Source organism: Planococcus sp. APC 3900 (genome assembly GCF_030407735.1).
GTDB lineage: Bacteria > Bacillota > Bacilli > Bacillales_A > Planococcaceae > Planococcus > Planococcus notacanthi.
This window is the reverse complement of sequence record NZ_JASDCT010000016.1, coordinates 1-15,568: the sequence shown is the minus strand read 5'-3', so window position 1 is coordinate 15,568 and position 15,568 is coordinate 1. Positions and strand designations below refer to the sequence as shown.

Sequence of the window (15,568 nt, the reverse complement as noted above, 5' to 3'; positions counted from 1 at the left end):
TGTCGTTCTTGACGACTCCTATGATATTAAAGCATATTATCCAAACTGTCAACACTTTTGGGAAATAAAATTATATTTATAAAACATTCCTTTTGAACCGCTCTTTCCCTTCTATAGGAAGAGTTTAAAAAAGAAGGCAAGTTAAACGGCTCTGTAAAGCCATTCTACTTGACTCCTCTTTCTCTTCAAAGCATTCTTCTTTTCGCTCAGGACTAATCTTACTTGCCAGACTATTATATGCCGAACATAATAAATCAGAATATTTCCCAATTTATTAAATGCCTATAATCTCTATTCCGGCTCTTCTTTCTATTAAAGCTCGCGCCGGCCTTCCAAAGCTTTTGACAACGTCACTTCGTCTGCATACTCCAAATCGCCGCCTACCGGAAGACCGTGGGCAATCCGTGTAGTCTTGATTCCTGATGGCCTTACCAGACGGGAAATATACATCGCTGTCGCTTCGCCTTCGATCGTCGGATTCGTTGCCAAGATCAACTCCTCTACTTCTTCGTCCTGAAGACGCTTCAGCAAGGATGGTACGTTGATATCTTCCGGACCAATGCCATCCATTGGAGAAATAGCACCCTGCAAAACATGGTACAAGCCTTTGTAATCGCGCATCTTCTCCATTGCGATGACATCTTTCGGATCCTGCACCACACAAATCGTCGTGCGGTCGCGCTGCTGATCCTGGCAGATATGGCAAGGGTCCACATCAGTAATATGGCCGCACACCGAGCAGAAACTTAAATTCCGCTTTGCATCCACAAGAGCTTTAGCAAAATCAAGCACTGCGTCTTCCTTCATGCCAAGCACAAAAAATGCCAGCCGGGCCGCTGTTTTTGGCCCGATTCCTGGCAGTTTCATAAAACTCTCCATTAATTTCGAAATGGGTTCTGGATAATGCATCTGGTTTACCTCCTAGAACATGCCCGGGAGATTTAAGCCCTTCGTGAATTTCCCCATTGTGGAATTCGCATGTTCATCCGCTTTTTTAAACGCTTCATTTGTCGCTACGATCAACAGATCCTGCAGCATTTCAACATCTTCCGGGTCTACGACTGTTGGATCCAATACAACGTCCAATACTTCTTTGTGGCCGGATACAGTGACTTTGACCATACCGCCGCCAGCTGCTCCTTCGAACTTCAATGTGCCAAGCTCTTCTTGAGCAATCGCCATCTCTTTTTGCATTTTTTGCATTTGCTTCATCATGCCTTGCATATTTCCTCCACCGCGCATAATTAGTTCCTCCTTAGAATTTTCATTTTAATCGTCATGAACTTCGACAAAGTCTTTTCCGAAAAGACGTTCGGCTTCTGAGATGAACGGATCTTCTTCCGCCACTGCCTCTTCACCCGAAAACGGATTTTCTTCTTCAGCCTCTGACTGTTTTTCTTCAGTGCCCGCTTTCAATCCGCTCTTTTTAATAAACTCTTCACGGATCTTCAGCCAACTGGCATCCGGAACAAAAACCGGCGTATAAGCTTTGCCTGCATACTGTTCCAGCAACTGGCTGAAAGTTGCGGCAAACGTCTGGTTTTCGGAAGCCATCTGGCAATGAATATCATACTTGAATTTTAACACAAATGCATCTGCTGATGCCGCTACCGGCTCTGCATCATTCAATAAAGCCGAATGCGATCGCTGCAATTGGTTCATGACCGTCGCCCAATTGGTTTTGATTGCTTGAATATCCACTTTGGTCGCATTTTTCAAAACATCCTGAATGCGTCCTGTCGGTATTTTAAAGCTGCTTTGCACACGCTGGCGTTTTTTCTGCTCGGCTGGTGCCGCCGCTGCGCCGCTGCCGGCCCCATTCTGTACTTGCTGCTGCAATTCACGCACCAGGTTTTCCAACTGGATGACTTTCGCTTCCAGTTCGGGTGACACTGCAGAAGCCGTGCTTTGGACCGGCACATCCGCCTGCGCCATTTTCAGCAAGGCTGTTTCCATATAAATTTTCGTATGGTTGGAAAAACGCATTTCCTGCTGTGTCTTGGATAGAATATCAATCCAAGTGTACAGCGTCGCCGGTTCAAATCGCTTGGCCAGCTCTTCAAAACGCGGTTCATGCGTCGCCAACTCCAACATATCGTGAAGGTCTGGCGCCGTCTGGATCAACAAAAGATCACGGAAGAAGGTGATGAAGTCCTCAACCAGCCGGACGGGATCTTTGCCGTCGCGCACCAATTGCTCCAACAGAGTCAATGCCTGTCCGATATCTTTGGCAAGCAATGCTTCAGCGATGCCATAGAACATATCCTGGCTGATGGAACCCGTAACCAGCAATGCGTCTTCAATCGTCATTTCATCGCCGCTGAAAGATACTACTTGATCCAACAGGCTGAGTGCATCACGCATTCCGCCTGCTGCAGCCTGAGCAATTATTTTAAGCACTTGTTCGTTATAAGGAATCTGTGCATCCGTCAACACTTCCACCATACGCGCAACAATGTCCACTTGTGTATGCGACTTAAAATCAAAGCGCTGGCAGCGGGAAATGATCGTCAAAGGCAATTTATGCGGCTCTGTCGTCGCCAAAATGAAGACCACGTGTTCCGGCGGTTCTTCCAATGTTTTCAGCAACGCGTTAAACGCACTGTTCGACAGCATGTGCACTTCATCGATAATGTAGATCTTAAAACGGGAATTTGCCGGTGAAAACCGGACTTTCTCAATTATCTCCCGCATTTCTTCTACACGGGAATTGGAAGCCGCGTCAAATTCGATGACGTCGGTATTGGACCCTTCGTTGATGCTCTTACAGGAAGCACATTCATTGCACGGTTCCGATGCCGGCGCCTGCTCGCAATTCAACGCTTTGGCAAATATCTTGGCCGCACTGGTCTTCCCTGTCCCTCTCGGCCCCGAAAACAAATAAGCATGTGTTGTCTTATTGTAAAGGAGAGCATTTTGAAGAGTTTGTTTGACATGCGTCTGACCTGTCATTTCAGAAAAGGACTGTGGTCTATAAACACGGTAAAAAGCTTGATACGCCAACTTGTTCTCTCCTTTTGAAGAATCTGTTTTTCGTCCCTTTATTGTATCATAAAAAGCCGGTTCTCTTGAATGATTTCCCCATACAGGAGAGGACGATTCCGTGAATAAAACAATAAAAAACCTGCCCGCTCAAGAGCGGACAGGTTTGAATTTAAAGATTATTGCCGTGCACCTTTCTTCGACTGCTGCACATAAGCGTTACCCTTGTCGTTGGCTCGATCTAGGCGATCCCGCGGCACATGGAATGTTCCACTTAATGCTGCTTCCTTCCGGACCTGACATGGTTCATGGGATCCCATTGCGCAGGACCCAGATGTCAACACTACGTGCAAGAGGCAGACCTTACATGCAAACAGCCTCAGAAAGGAATTCAGTCCTGCTAAAGCGGATTGCAGGTTACAGGACACCGCTATCTTCCCACCTAGCACGGCATTTACTAGTATACGAATGATTTGTTAAAAAATCAATCAGTAACCTTCCTTAAATCTTAATTTCTTTTTAATCGAGCATATTTCCGGGTGCAGATCGGTTTTTCATTATTTTTTTATAAAAAAGAGAATAATGGTTGACATCCATTATTCATCCATGATAAATTAATTCATGTCCAATACGGAGGAATACCCAAGTTTGGCTGAAGGGATCGGTCTTGAAAACCGACAGGGGAGTCAAATCCCGCGGGGGTTCGAATCCCTCTTCCTCCTCCATTTTTTGAATTTACACGCGCATATAAATTCGAGATTGGATTCGTTACGTATGTAACGAATTTTTCTTAAAATTTGCATGTCTGATTATTTCAATATAGAGTACCGGAAGGCTTCGGCTTTCCGGTTTTTTCATGGCCATTTTTTCGTATTTCCCGGGAAATAAAACAAAACCCTTGAGCAAAAAATGCTCAAGGGTTTCTTTATTTGCGCAGAATAGAAGTTTGCTTCATAAAACTGCCGATACGCTCAACGATTTGCTCGGAGCAGTCCGGATTGTTCATCAAATCGTAATCGTTGATGTTCAAACGCAGAACCGGACAGCCATTAAAGGAATTGATCCAGTTTTCATAGCGCTGATGCATTTCCAGCCAATAGTCCACTGGTGTCTGCTGCTCCATCACACGGCCGCGCTCCTGAATGCGGGAAAGAATGTCTTCAATCGAACCCTCCAGATAAATCAGCAAGTCTGGGTGTGGGAAATAAGGTGTCATCACCATTGCTTCAAACAAGTTCGTGTACGTCTCGTAATCCACGTTGTTCATTGTGCCTTTTTCCCAATGCATCTTCGCAAAAATTCCGGTATCTTCATAAATCGAGCGGTCCTGGATAAATCCGCCGCCGTATTCAAACATCCGCTTCTGCTCTTTAAAGCGTTCTGCCAAGAAATAAATCTGCAAATGAAAGCTCCATTTCTCAAAATCATCGTAGAACAAATCCAAATATGGATTGGTATCGACATTTTCAAATGAAGTCCGGAATTGCAAGGCATCTGCCAAGGCTTTCGTCATTGTAGATTTCCCGACCCCCACTGTGCCGGCTATTGTAATTACTGCATTCTGTGGAATGCCGTATTTTTCTCGTAAATTCATAAAGTCAAACTCCTCTTTTGTAAAGTTCCATCCACTTTATCTAAAATCAGCTGAAGATCGCCGCTGTTTTGGACAAAATCGATTTCGTCCCCATTGAAACGCAACACTGGAATTTCAGGATGCTCACGCTCAAAGCGTTCGATGAACTCGTGGTAATCGGCTGCCAACTGCTCCATATATTCCGGCGTGATCATCTGCTCGAATTCACGACCACGCAATTTGATGCGTTTCATCAATGTATCCAGACTGGCATGCAGATAAATGACCATATTCGGTTTCGGCATATCCACCGTCAAGATTTTATAGATAGCTTCATACTTGGCGTACTCAGCTTCCGGCAATGTGCGTTTTGCAAAAATCAGGTTTTTAAAGATATGGTAATCGGCGACGACCGGTTCCTGTTTGGAAATGAACTTCTTCTGGATATCGGCCAATTGCTTATAGCGATTGCACAAAAAGAACATTTCTGTCTGGAAGCTCCACTCTTCTATGTCTTCGTAGAATTTATTTAAAAACGGGTTTTCGTCTACTATTTCTTTTAACAGTTGAAATTGATTTTGATCGGCGAGCGCTTTCGTCAACGAAGTCTTGCCTACCCCAATCGGACCTTCTACCGTGATGAATGGCACCGGCATGTGAAGTCCTCCTTTTTCGATTCAAGTAAATTGCAATGCCATTTATTTTAACACACCAACTCGGTTAAAAGTAGAGCGGAAAATCGACAGTTTGTTTAATGAATCGCTGCTTTAAATGTTCCGCCATGCACTTCCTGGGTATCCATAATCGTCAAAAAGGCTTTGGAATCAATGTCTGCTACAATTTGTTTCAGTTTGGTGATTTCCAGACGAGTGACCACCACATAAATGATGTCTTTCGGAGAGTTCAAATAACCGCCTTTGCCATGCAGTTTAGTGAAGCTGCGGCCCAGCCGATCATTGATGGCCAACCCGATTTCTTCGTATTCTTCCGAGATGATCAGCACGGCTTTTGTATCATCTAATCCCTGTATGACGACATCGATCGTCTTGGAAGCAATATAGTAGGTCAGAACCGAATACATAGCCTGTTCGATCCCAAGGACAAATGCGGCCCACCCAAAAATGAAGACGTTAAAGAACATGACAAACTCACCAATCGAAAACGGCAATTTTTTCGTCAGCAAAATCCCTAAAATCTCCGTTCCGTCAAGCGCTCCGCCGTTGCGGATGACAAGCCCGACACCGGCTCCCAGAAGCAGACCGCCGAATATAGTAGCCAGCAGCGGATCTTCCACGAAAGGTTCGATCCGATGTAAAGGTATTTCAATCAAGGCCAATGCCACAATGGCAAAAATGGAAGAAATAAAAAAATTGCGGCCAATATGCTTGTAGCCGAAATAAAGAAAAGGCAAATTAATGATGACCAGCAATATCCCAAAAGGAACTACCGTCAAATAATCCACGATCAAAGAAATTCCGATAATCCCGCCATCGATGATGGAATTCGGCACCAGGAACAATTCAATGGCAGCAGCGGCCATCGCAGCGCCAAGGATGATGAAAATATAGCGGATTGTAAAATGAAGCGGTTTTTCCTTTTTATGCTGTTTCACCTATATCTTCACTCCCAGTCTTTTTGTTTCTTTATTTTACGCTTTTCAATGATTTTTGTCTGCCTGCATTTTCCCGTTCTGTTTGCAGGCCGGAAAATGCTACACTAGAACCAAGGAGCGATGCATCATGAACGGAATGGAAAAAGATCATTTTTATATGGGATTAGCAATTGAAGAAGCGCAAAAAGCCGCAGCTAAAGGAGAAGTTCCGATTGGTGCTGTCGTTGTCTATCAGGACCAAGTGATAGCGCGCGCCCATAATTTGAGGGAAACGACACAAAATGCGGTCACCCATGCGGAACTATTGGCGATTCAAGAAGCCTGCCAGCACCTTGGCAACTGGCGGCTGGAAGATACAAAGATTTACGTAACATTAGAGCCTTGCCCGATGTGTGCAGGGGCTATCCTGCAATCCCGGATTCCACACGTCATCTACGGTGCTCGCGATGCAAAAGCCGGCAGTGTGGATTCTTTATACCGTTTATTGAACGACGACCGGTTCAATCATCAATGCCAAGTAACCGAGAACGTCCTCGCCGATGAATGCGGCCAGTTATTGACCCAATTTTTCCGAAACCTTCGGGAAATCAAAAAACAAAAGCGGAAAACCCAATTATAGGGTCTTCCGCTTTTATTCGTTGATGAATTGATCGATCAACCGATTGACGATGTCGGGCTGCTCGTGCTGAATCCAGTGGGTTGCTTCCCCGACAAACGCCAAATTGACTTCTTCACAAAAAGACATGCTTTCTTTTGCCAGCATGGGAGACAAGAACTGGTCACCCAATCCCCAGATGATCCTGACCGGCACTTTGATTTTTGTTTCCGGAATTTGACGGAAGCTCCCGCGCCGGATGGCCCGATACCAATTGAGCATGGCTGTCAGGGCATCGGATTGCGACCACGCTGCTTTGTATTGTTCCATTTCATGCGGTGAAAATGTATTCTTTTTGCTGGTCTGCTCAATGCTTTGTTGCATCGTTTTAAACTCTCCCATACCGAGAGCCTTTTCAGGCAGATTAGGCAGCTGGAAAAATGCAATGTAAGAGCTCTTCATCCATTGCAGGGGATTTTTCTTCAATACCCGCGGCATGGCTTTCGGATGCGGGATATTCAGGACAATCAGTTTGTCCACATACTCTGGATGTGTGGCTGCCAAATGCCAGGCAACGGCCCCTCCCCAGTCATGCCCGATGACAATGGCCGATTCTTTTTGAAAATGCTCGATGATGCCGATAACGTCATCCCGCAAATGGTCGACCGTGTAATTATCGATTCCTTCTGGCTTGTCGCTTAAATTATAGCCGCGCTGGTCAGGTGCCACTACCCGGTACCCTTTTTCCGCCAGCGGCTGAATTTGATTTTTCCAGCCAAACCAAAATTCCGGAAAGCCATGCAACAAGACAACCAATGGTCCATCTTCAGGGCCGGCCACAGCAACATGGAGAGTGATGCCGTTCGACTCCAGGAATTGAAAGTTCACGTTTTCCATCTAACAAACCCCCTTCACAAATGCTCTTTATCTACTCCTTACCCTTTTATCAAAATAAAAGGCTCAAAAGCAAAGTGCTTTTGAGCCTTTTTTTATTTAGTGATTGCCGTTTTGCCGCCCATATAAGGCTGCAGCACTTCAGGGATCTTGATTGATCCATCTTCCTGCTGGCAATTTTCAAGCAATGCCGCCACAGTCCGGCCGATTGCCAGTCCGCTGCCGTTTAAGGTATGGACAAACTCAGGTTTGCCGGTTGCTTCCCGGCGGAATTTGATGTTTGCACGTCTTGCCTGGAAATCTTCAAAATTACTGCAAGATGAAATTTCCCGGTACGTTTCTTGGCTTGGGATCCATACTTCGATGTCGTATTTCTTGGCAGCTGTAAAGCCAAGGTCTGCGGTGCACATTTTCAGTACGCGGTATGGTAATCCAAGAAGCTGAAGCACTTTTTCAGCATGGCCTGTCAATTTTTCTAATTCATCATAAGAATCTTCAGGCTTCACAAAGCGCACCAGTTCGACTTTATTGAATTGATGCTGTCTGATTAATCCACGTGTGTCGCGCCCCGCAGAACCCGCTTCAGAACGGAAATTTGAGCTGTAAGAAGCAAAGGCTTGCGGCAGCATATCCGCTGTCAGGATCTCATCACGGTAGAAGTTCGTCACCGGTACTTCAGATGTCGGAATCAGGAAATAATCCTCTTTTTCGATCAGAAAAGCATCTTCTTCAAATTTCGGCAATTGGCCGGTACCGGTCAAGCTTTCACGGTTGACCATATACGGCGGCAGCATTTCTTCATAGCCATGCTCTTCCTGGTGAAGATCCATCATGAAGTTGATCAATGCGCGCTCTAATCGTGCGCCAAGTCCGCGGTAAAAAACAAAGCGGCTTCCTGTTACTTTTGCTGCACGTTCAAAATCAATGATGTTTAAATCCGTGCCCAGATCCCAATGCGGTTTTACTTCGAAATTGAATTCCGGCTTGTCTCCCCACATGCGGATTTCTTCATTATCATCTTCAGAATCGCCGAACGGGACGCTGTCATGCGGAATGTTCGGGACACGCATCATGATGTAGTGGAGGCTTTCTTCCACTTCACGCAGTTCTTCATCAATAGCTTTGATGTTATCGCCGACTTCACGCATTTTTGCAATAGCTTCATCCGCATTTTCTTTTGCCCGTTTCATGGCAGCAATGTTTTGGGAAGCTTCATTGCGTTCCGCCTTCAATTTTTCAGTCTGCGCGATCAATTCACGCCGTTTCAAATCCAATCCTTCAAAATCATCCAGTACAGAAATATCTTCTCCGCGTTTCGCCAGCTTGGCTTTTACTTCTTCAAAATTCGCACGTACAAAACGAATATCCAACATAATTGTTTCCTCCTAAAATTTGATTAACAAAAAAAGACAACAAAAATAGCCCCCATCCCTTGGTAAAGGGACGAGAGCTACCCGCGTTGCCACCCTGATTGATCGGCAAAAGCCAATCCTCTTCATCACATAACGGCATTAAAACCGGCAATGGCTTTTTTCGCCATGCAACTCCGGGACGGATTCAAACGCGTTTTTCGCCGGTTCGCACCAACCACCGGCTCTCTTTGGAAAAACAATCGTTTTACTACTTCCCATCAACGTTTCGTCTTTGAAATTAATCATACTTTACTATAAATTGCTTAATTTGGCAAGGGAAAGCCTGACCTACTGGGAATCATGCTTAAAAAGTACGCCGTAATGCGATGGTCTTCCGTCAGTTCCGGATGAAAAGAACAACCCAAAAACTGGCCGCTTTTTGCCATGACGATTCTTCCATCATGAACACATAATACTTCCGCAGATGGTCCGGCACTGACGATATGCGGAGCGCGGATAAAGACGGCATCAAATGCTCCGTCCAAATCTTTGATTTCAAGCGGTGCTTCAAAACTGTCCACTTGCCGTCCGAATGAATTTCGCTCTACCGCGACATCCATAACGCCAAGATGCGGTGCTTCGTAACCAACTACTGTTTTTGCCAATAAAATCAACCCGGCGCATGTCCCGAACATCGGCTTTCCGCTTTCGGCAAAATCCCGCAATGGCTGCATCATTCCATACCGATCAATCAAACGGCGCATGGCGGTACTTTCGCCGCCAGGCAAAATCAAGGCGTCCAGCGTTTCGAGGTCTTTCGGCCATTTTACCAAAACGCCCTCCGCTCCGCATGCCTCAATGGATTGAAGATGCTCGCGAACAGCGCCCTGCAAAGCAAGAACTCCTATTCGTTTCATTTTACCAGCCCCGCTCCTGCATGCGCTCGCCTGCAGCAATGGTTGAGATTTCAATCCCTTTCATGGCAATGCCCAAGTCTTTTGAAAGCTCCGCAATCAATTTATAGTCCTGGTAATGCGTAGTGGCTTCGACAATCGCACGGGCAAATCGTTCGGGATTATCAGATTTGAAGATTCCGGATCCAACGAATACACCGTCAGCCCCCAATTCCATCATCAATGCCGCATCCGCCGGAGTCGCTACGCCACCAGCAGCAAAATTGACAACCGGCAAGCGGCCCAAACGCTTCACTTCTTTCAAGAATTCATAAGAAGCTCCAAGATTGCGCGCTTCCGTCATCAACTCATCTTCACTCATGGTAATCACTTTTCTCACTTCTGCATTCACCTGGCGCAAATGACGGACCGCTTCGACAATATTGCCGGTGCCCGGCTCGCCTTTCGTACGCAGCATAGAAGCTCCTTCACCGATCCGGCGCGCTGCTTCTCCCAAGTTGCGGCAACCGCAGACGAACGGCACCGTGTATTGATTCTTCAACAGATGAAATTCCTCATCTGCCGGCGTCAGTACTTCACTTTCATCAATATAATCTACACCCATCGCTTCCAGGATGCGGGCTTCTACAATATGGCCAATGCGGGCTTTTGCCATAACTGGAATCGAGACGGCTTTCATCACTTCTTCCGTTATGCGCGGATCTGCCATCCGCGCCACTCCACCGTCTCTGCGAATATCAGATGGCACCCGTTCCAGTGCCATGACAGCAGTTGCACCTGCCGCTTCAGCAATACGTGCCTGTTCCGCATTGACGACATCCATGATGACCCCACCTTTTTGCATTTCGGCCATTCCTCTTTTTACACGGTCTGTTCCTTGCTCACTCATTTACGAATTCCCCCTATTTGTTGATAAATTCAGTATAATAAAGATTGACCATATAAAAAGACTCAGTTCTCTTAATTTCAATAAGGTCAGTTGGAGGAAGGCAAATGGATATGCTTATGTTTCAGCTACAAAAACAGTCTCAAACCCCATTATATAAACAGCTATACCGTGAAATAAAAAAAGCCATCATTGAAGGCAGCATACAAGTTGATACCAAATTACCGAGCAAGCGAAAATTGGCGGATTATCTTCAAATCAGCCAAACGACTGTCGAACTTGCCTATTCTCAGCTTGTTGCCGAAGGATTTATTGAATCACGGCCGCGAAAAGGATTTTATGCCCAGCCGGTTGAAGAACTTGCCTATTTGGATATTCCGCAAGATGAACCGGTTACAAAAGAAACGATTTCCTACAAAGTTGATTTTAATTCAGCCAGCATTGATACGCGCTCGTTTCCTTTTTCCACTTGGCGTAAACTGGCGCGTGATATTCTCGATGAGTCGAGCCACGAATTGCTGTTGTCAGGCCATCCTCAAGGGGATGATGCCCTGCGCCAGGAAATTGCCAGGTATTTGTATCAGTCACGCGGAGTCATCTGCGCTGCAGAGCAAATTGTGATCGGTTCCGGTACCGAGCAGCTGCTGCCGCTGTTGATCCGCCTTCTCGATAAAACGCTTGTGTTCGGTTACGAGAATCCCGGTTATGCACTGACGCACAGCATTTTCAATCATCATGACCGCCAATCGGTTCCCATTGAACTGGATTCCGATGGCCTGAACGTCAGCGAATTGGAAGCGTCCAATGTCGATGTTGCATACGTTACCCCTTCTCATCAGTTTCCATCCGGCTCTGTTCTGAGCGCGACCAAACGGGCGCAATTGCTCAACTGGGCGGCGGCCAAACCAGAACGTTACATCATCGAAGATGATTATGACAGCGAGTTCCGTTATACGAGCCGGCCCATTCCAGCTTTGCAAAGCATGGATCGGAGCGACCGGGTGATCTACCTCAGCACATTTTCCAAGTCGTTGATGCCTTCTCTGCGACTTGCCTATATGGTCCTTCCAAAACGGCTGCTGCGCGCGTACCAGCAAACTTTTCTTCATTACTCTTCATCAGTGCCTAGGCACGACCAACAAATGGTCGCAACGTTCATGAAAGACGGACATTTCGCACGCCACTTGAACCGCATGCGCAAACTGTACCAGAAAAAAATCAAGCAACTCAGTGCCTCATTAGCTTTATATGCACCTACCGTCATCGTTTCAGGGGAACAGGCCGGTATGCACATTGTCTTGACTGTTCAAACAACGCTTACCGAAAAAGAGCTTGTCACAAGGGCTCAAGAAGCCGGTATCCGCGTGACAGGGATGGAATCTTATGACGTCCATAAAAAAGACAACCCCCACCCTAAAATTGTCCTTGGATTCGGCGGGCTGTCGGAAAAAGAAATCCATTCCGGCATCACTGAATTGATGTCTTGCTGGGAAATCCATTGAAAAAAGCCGGTCATCCAGTAGATGGCCGGCTTTCTTTATTAAAATAATCCTTTTACAAAACCACCGGCATCGTCCCATAGAGAAGACAAAAACCCTCCCGCACTGCGCATCGATAAAGATACCCAATTGGCACGTTCTACAGATTCAGTCGTCGCCACTTCAATATCTTCGGCGCTGCCGCTTAAATAACCGTATTCCGTTCCATCCGCTTTTGCGATTTCCACGGTTCCAACCACTGCATCTTTTTCTACAGCAGCTTCGAGTTTGCCGTTCTGGACAACTGAATCATCCAACAGCAATTCCGGTTGATACAATTTCTTGTCAGCGGTCCGGATCATCATCGTCACCGGCTCTTTGACGGCTATTGAAACATCTTCTTCCACGCCTTTTTCAACGGCTAAGGTTTCCTGCCCTTCAAACTGATAGCCAGCAGGAATGATTTCCTCTGTTGTAAATTGGCCAAATCCGAAATCCATCAACGCACGCGTTGCATCGAAACGGGCTTTATAAGAACCGGCCCCTTCATTGTCTACAGCCCCCATGACGACTGCAATCAACCGGGTATCTTCCCTTTTCGCTGTTCCAGCGAACGAATAGCCCGCGAAATCCGTGCTTCCAGTTTTCAGACCATCCATGCCTTCGTATTCATAAATTAAGCCAGGCAGCATTGAATTCCAATTTTCCATACGCGTTTCATCTGCCGTTCCTTCGCGGAACATCATCACTGGAACCTTTGTCGTTTCAAGCACTTCCGGATAATCATCCAGCAGGATTTTCGTCAGTTTTGCCACTGATCTTGCCGGCATCAGGTTTTCGTCAGTCTTTTTTGTCCCTTCCGGATGCATGTCCATTAGGCTCGAATTACTGAGGCCAGTTGAATTGACGAAAGTTGTTTCTTCTAAACCCATTTCCTCAGCTTTTTCATTCATTAACCGAACAAATTCACTTTCCGTCCCGGCAATCGTTTCAGCAATGCCGATCGTTGCAGCGTTGGCTGAGAAAATAGCCATCGCTTCATACAATTCTTTGATGGTATAAGAGCCATCTTTGCGGAATGGCACGTTGCTCAAACGCATATCCTGGGAAATTTGATAAGCATAATCCGTCACCTGGTATTCCTGGTCCCATTTGATCCGTCCGTCTTCAATCGCCTCGAACAACAGGTACTCTGTCATCATCTTGGTCATGCTGGCTACCCCTAAAGGCTTTCCGGCATTTTTTTCATAGAGGATCTTGCCGCTTTCAGCATCCACTAAAATCGCAGCTTCCGCCATTATATGTAACGATTCTTCCGCTTGTGCTTGCTGCGGAACAATTGCAGTCAAAGTCAAAATTGCCATTAAAGCCATCAATAAACCTTTATTAAACACCTTTTTCACTTGGATAACTACCTCCGTTTATAATATTCCACATGCTATTCTACCATATTCTCCAGACCCAAAAATGCAAACATGAAAAAAGCACCTTTTCCGTCATAAGATTGACCGAAAAGGTGCTGAGAAGTCGATTAAATTGAGTAGTTAGGAGACTCTTTGGTGATTTGTACGTCATGCGGATGGCTTTCGCGCAAACCGGCACCTGTCATGCGGATAAATTGTGCTTCATCACGCAAAGTCTCTAAATCTTTTGTTCCGCAATAGCCCATTCCTGCACGGATACCGCCAAGTAATTGGTGAATAGTATCAGAAAGTGGTCCTTTGTAAGGCAAGCGCCCTTCGATGCCTTCTGGAACCAATTTTTTTGCATCATCTTGGAAGTAACGGTCTTTTGAGCCTTTTTCCATTGAAGCGATTGATCCCATGCCACGGTAAGTTTTAAAACGGCGTCCTTGGAAGATTTCAGTATCTCCCGGGCTTTCAGTTGTCCCTGCCAGCAAACTGCCCAGCATAACTACGTGGCCGCCTGCTGCCAATGCTTTAATGATGTCTCCGGAATACTTGATCCCTCCATCAGCAATGATGGCTTTGCCATACTTGCGAGCTTCTGTTGCACAATCATAAACAGCTGTAATTTGAGGGACACCCACGCCTGCTACAACGCGTGTTGTACAGATGGAACCCGGTCCAATTCCGACTTTTACTACATCAGCTCCGGCTTCGATCAACGCTTTGGTTCCAGTAGCCGTAGCTACGTTTCCTGCAATGATTGTCAGTTCCGGATACTCAGCACGAATCTGTTTAACCATGCCCAAAACGCCTTCTGAATGGCCGTGAGCTGTGTCTAACACAATCACGTCAACAGAAGCCTTCACCAGATGCTCGACGCGTTTCATTGTGTCTGAAGTGACGCCTACGGCTGCTCCTGCCAATAATCGGCCGTGCTCATCTTTAGCAGCATTCGGGAATTCAATCACTTTCTCAATATCCTTAATGGTAATCAACCCTTTAAGAAGGCCATTGCCATCAACAATCGGCAATTTTTCGATCTTGTATTGCTGCAGAATTTTTTCTGCATCTTCTAAAGTTGTTCCTACCGGAGCAGTGACCAATTGTTCTTTAGTCATGACATCGTCAATCTTTAAAGAATAGTCCTGGATAAAGCGCAAATCACGGTTTGTGATGATCCCGACAAGTGTAAGATCGTCTTCGTTCTTGACAATCGGAACACCTGAAATGCGGTATTTGCCCATTAGATGTTCTGCATCATAGACTTGATGTTCAGGAGTTAAGAAGAAAGGATCTGTAATAACGCCATTTTCTGAACGCTTTACAGTAACAACCTGTTCCGCTTGTTCTTCGATGCTCATATTCTTGTGAATAATTCCTAATCCACCCTGACGAGCCATTGCAATTGCCATTTTAGCTTCCGTTACTGTATCCATGCCTGCACTGATCACTGGAATTTTCAACTTAAGTTTTGGTGTTAATTCAACAGCCAAATCGATATCTTTCGGTAAAACCTCCGAATGAGCTGGTACAAGCAATACATCATCAAACGTTAAGCCTTCTTTTACAAATTTTGATTCCCACATAAGTAGACGCGCCTCCTGCTTCCTTTTAAATATTATTGTAAGGTTATCAGCGTCCATATAGTGTGTCAAGAAACTACGAAAAGAAAAAGTATTTCGAATAATTAATTTCATTTGTTTTAGGGTCGTTAGGAACGCTGTTTAAACAATTACTTACAAACTGCATCATCTTCTATGTCGAATGGGATGCATATTGGATGGCCGGTGTTTCTCTGATAATTTTTTAGGCTTTCCTATACTTCTTTCAAATAAACAAAAAAAGCCGTTACCGGAATCGGTAACGACTTTCA

The 15,568-nt window shown here is 45.7% G+C and carries 14 protein-coding genes, 1 tRNA gene, 1 other RNA gene and 1 other annotated feature; of the genes, 3 read left to right on the top strand and 13 right to left on the bottom strand.

Going from position 1 to position 15,568, the window contains the following annotated elements:
* Positions 1-312 precede the first annotated feature (312 nt).
* From recR to ffs, 4 genes are all read right to left on the bottom strand, one after another.
* On the bottom strand, positions 313-909 hold the full coding sequence (recR, locus tag QMA04_RS17985; protein ID WP_290187252.1) for a recombination mediator RecR: 597 nt from the start codon (positions 907-909) through the stop codon (positions 313-315).
* Between the two features lie 12 nt (positions 910-921).
* A complete protein-coding gene (locus QMA04_RS17980) occupies positions 922-1,242 on the bottom strand; it encodes a YbaB/EbfC family nucleoid-associated protein (RefSeq protein ID WP_191716952.1) in 321 nt (106 codons plus the stop codon).
* Positions 1,243-1,269: 27 nt separating this feature from the next.
* On the bottom strand, positions 1,270-3,003 hold the full coding sequence (dnaX, locus tag QMA04_RS17975; RefSeq protein WP_290187251.1) for a DNA polymerase III subunit gamma/tau: 1,734 nt from the start codon (positions 3,001-3,003) through the stop codon (positions 1,270-1,272).
* A 164-nt stretch (positions 3,004-3,167) separates the two neighbouring features.
* Positions 3,168-3,433: signal recognition particle sRNA large type (ffs, locus tag QMA04_RS17970), an RNA gene on the bottom strand.
* Positions 3,434-3,614: 181 nt separating this feature from the next.
* On the opposite strand from ffs, the gene QMA04_RS17965 reads away from it, so the two are divergent.
* Positions 3,615-3,707 (top strand) — tRNA-Ser (locus QMA04_RS17965).
* Between the two features lie 200 nt (positions 3,708-3,907).
* Here QMA04_RS17965 and QMA04_RS17960 read toward each other — a convergent pair.
* The 3 genes from QMA04_RS17960 to QMA04_RS17950 all read right to left on the bottom strand — a co-directional run bounded on the left by QMA04_RS17960 (position 3,908) and on the right by QMA04_RS17950 (position 6,167).
* Complete coding sequence (locus tag QMA04_RS17960; protein WP_191716950.1) at positions 3,908-4,576, bottom strand: deoxynucleoside kinase; 669 nt, start codon at positions 4,574-4,576, stop codon at positions 3,908-3,910.
* On the bottom strand, positions 4,573-5,211 hold the full coding sequence (locus QMA04_RS17955; RefSeq protein WP_290187250.1) for a deoxynucleoside kinase: 639 nt from the start codon (positions 5,209-5,211) through the stop codon (positions 4,573-4,575). Before QMA04_RS17955 ends, QMA04_RS17960 begins: the two co-directional genes overlap by 4 nt.
* A gap of 95 nt (positions 5,212-5,306) precedes the next feature.
* Positions 5,307-6,167 carry a YitT family protein gene (locus QMA04_RS17950; protein WP_191716948.1) on the bottom strand — a complete coding sequence of 287 codons (861 nt, stop codon included), beginning with the start codon at positions 6,165-6,167 and terminating at the stop codon, positions 5,307-5,309.
* Between the two features lie 127 nt (positions 6,168-6,294).
* Here QMA04_RS17950 and tadA point away from each other — a divergent pair, with 127 nt between their 5' ends.
* On the top strand, positions 6,295-6,786 hold the full coding sequence (gene tadA / locus QMA04_RS17945) for a tRNA adenosine(34) deaminase TadA (protein ID WP_191716947.1): 492 nt from the start codon (positions 6,295-6,297) through the stop codon (positions 6,784-6,786).
* Positions 6,787-6,798: 12 nt separating this feature from the next.
* On the opposite strand, the gene QMA04_RS17940 is transcribed toward tadA, so the two are convergent.
* The 4 genes from QMA04_RS17940 to pdxS all read right to left on the bottom strand — a co-directional run bounded on the left by QMA04_RS17940 (position 6,799) and on the right by pdxS (position 10,811).
* Complete coding sequence (locus QMA04_RS17940; RefSeq protein WP_290187249.1) at positions 6,799-7,659, bottom strand: alpha/beta fold hydrolase; 861 nt, start codon at positions 7,657-7,659, stop codon at positions 6,799-6,801.
* A 92-nt stretch (positions 7,660-7,751) separates the two neighbouring features.
* Positions 7,752-9,029 (bottom strand): serine--tRNA ligase, encoded by a 1,278-nt coding sequence (gene serS / locus QMA04_RS17935; RefSeq protein WP_290187248.1) that lies wholly within the window; start codon positions 9,027-9,029, stop codon positions 7,752-7,754.
* A 63-nt stretch (positions 9,030-9,092) separates the two neighbouring features.
* Positions 9,093-9,299: a binding site (T-box leader), on the bottom strand.
* A gap of 32 nt (positions 9,300-9,331) precedes the next feature.
* Entirely contained in the window at positions 9,332-9,925 is a 594-nt protein-coding gene (gene pdxT / locus QMA04_RS17930) for a pyridoxal 5'-phosphate synthase glutaminase subunit PdxT (RefSeq protein WP_290187247.1), read from the bottom strand.
* A 1-nt stretch (position 9,926) separates the two neighbouring features.
* Positions 9,927-10,811, bottom strand: coding sequence for a pyridoxal 5'-phosphate synthase lyase subunit PdxS (gene pdxS / locus QMA04_RS17925; RefSeq protein ID WP_203341447.1), 885 nt, complete (start codon positions 10,809-10,811; stop codon positions 9,927-9,929).
* 104 nt (positions 10,812-10,915) lie between these two features.
* Here pdxS and pdxR point away from each other — a divergent pair, with 104 nt between their 5' ends.
* Positions 10,916-12,310, top strand: a complete 1,395-nt coding sequence (pdxR, locus tag QMA04_RS17920; RefSeq protein ID WP_203341448.1) for a MocR-like pyridoxine biosynthesis transcription factor PdxR — start codon at positions 10,916-10,918, stop codon at positions 12,308-12,310.
* Between the two features lie 38 nt (positions 12,311-12,348).
* Here the strand turns inward: pdxR and QMA04_RS17915 are convergent, their stop codons facing one another.
* Both QMA04_RS17915 and guaB read right to left on the bottom strand, forming a co-directional pair.
* Positions 12,349-13,689: a serine hydrolase gene (locus QMA04_RS17915; protein ID WP_203341449.1), complete on the bottom strand. Its 1,341-nt coding sequence runs from the start codon at positions 13,687-13,689 to the stop codon at positions 12,349-12,351.
* Between the two features lie 128 nt (positions 13,690-13,817).
* A complete protein-coding gene (guaB, locus tag QMA04_RS17910) occupies positions 13,818-15,281 on the bottom strand; it encodes an IMP dehydrogenase (protein WP_191716940.1) in 1,464 nt (487 codons plus the stop codon).
* Positions 15,282-15,568: the final 287 nt, after the last annotated feature.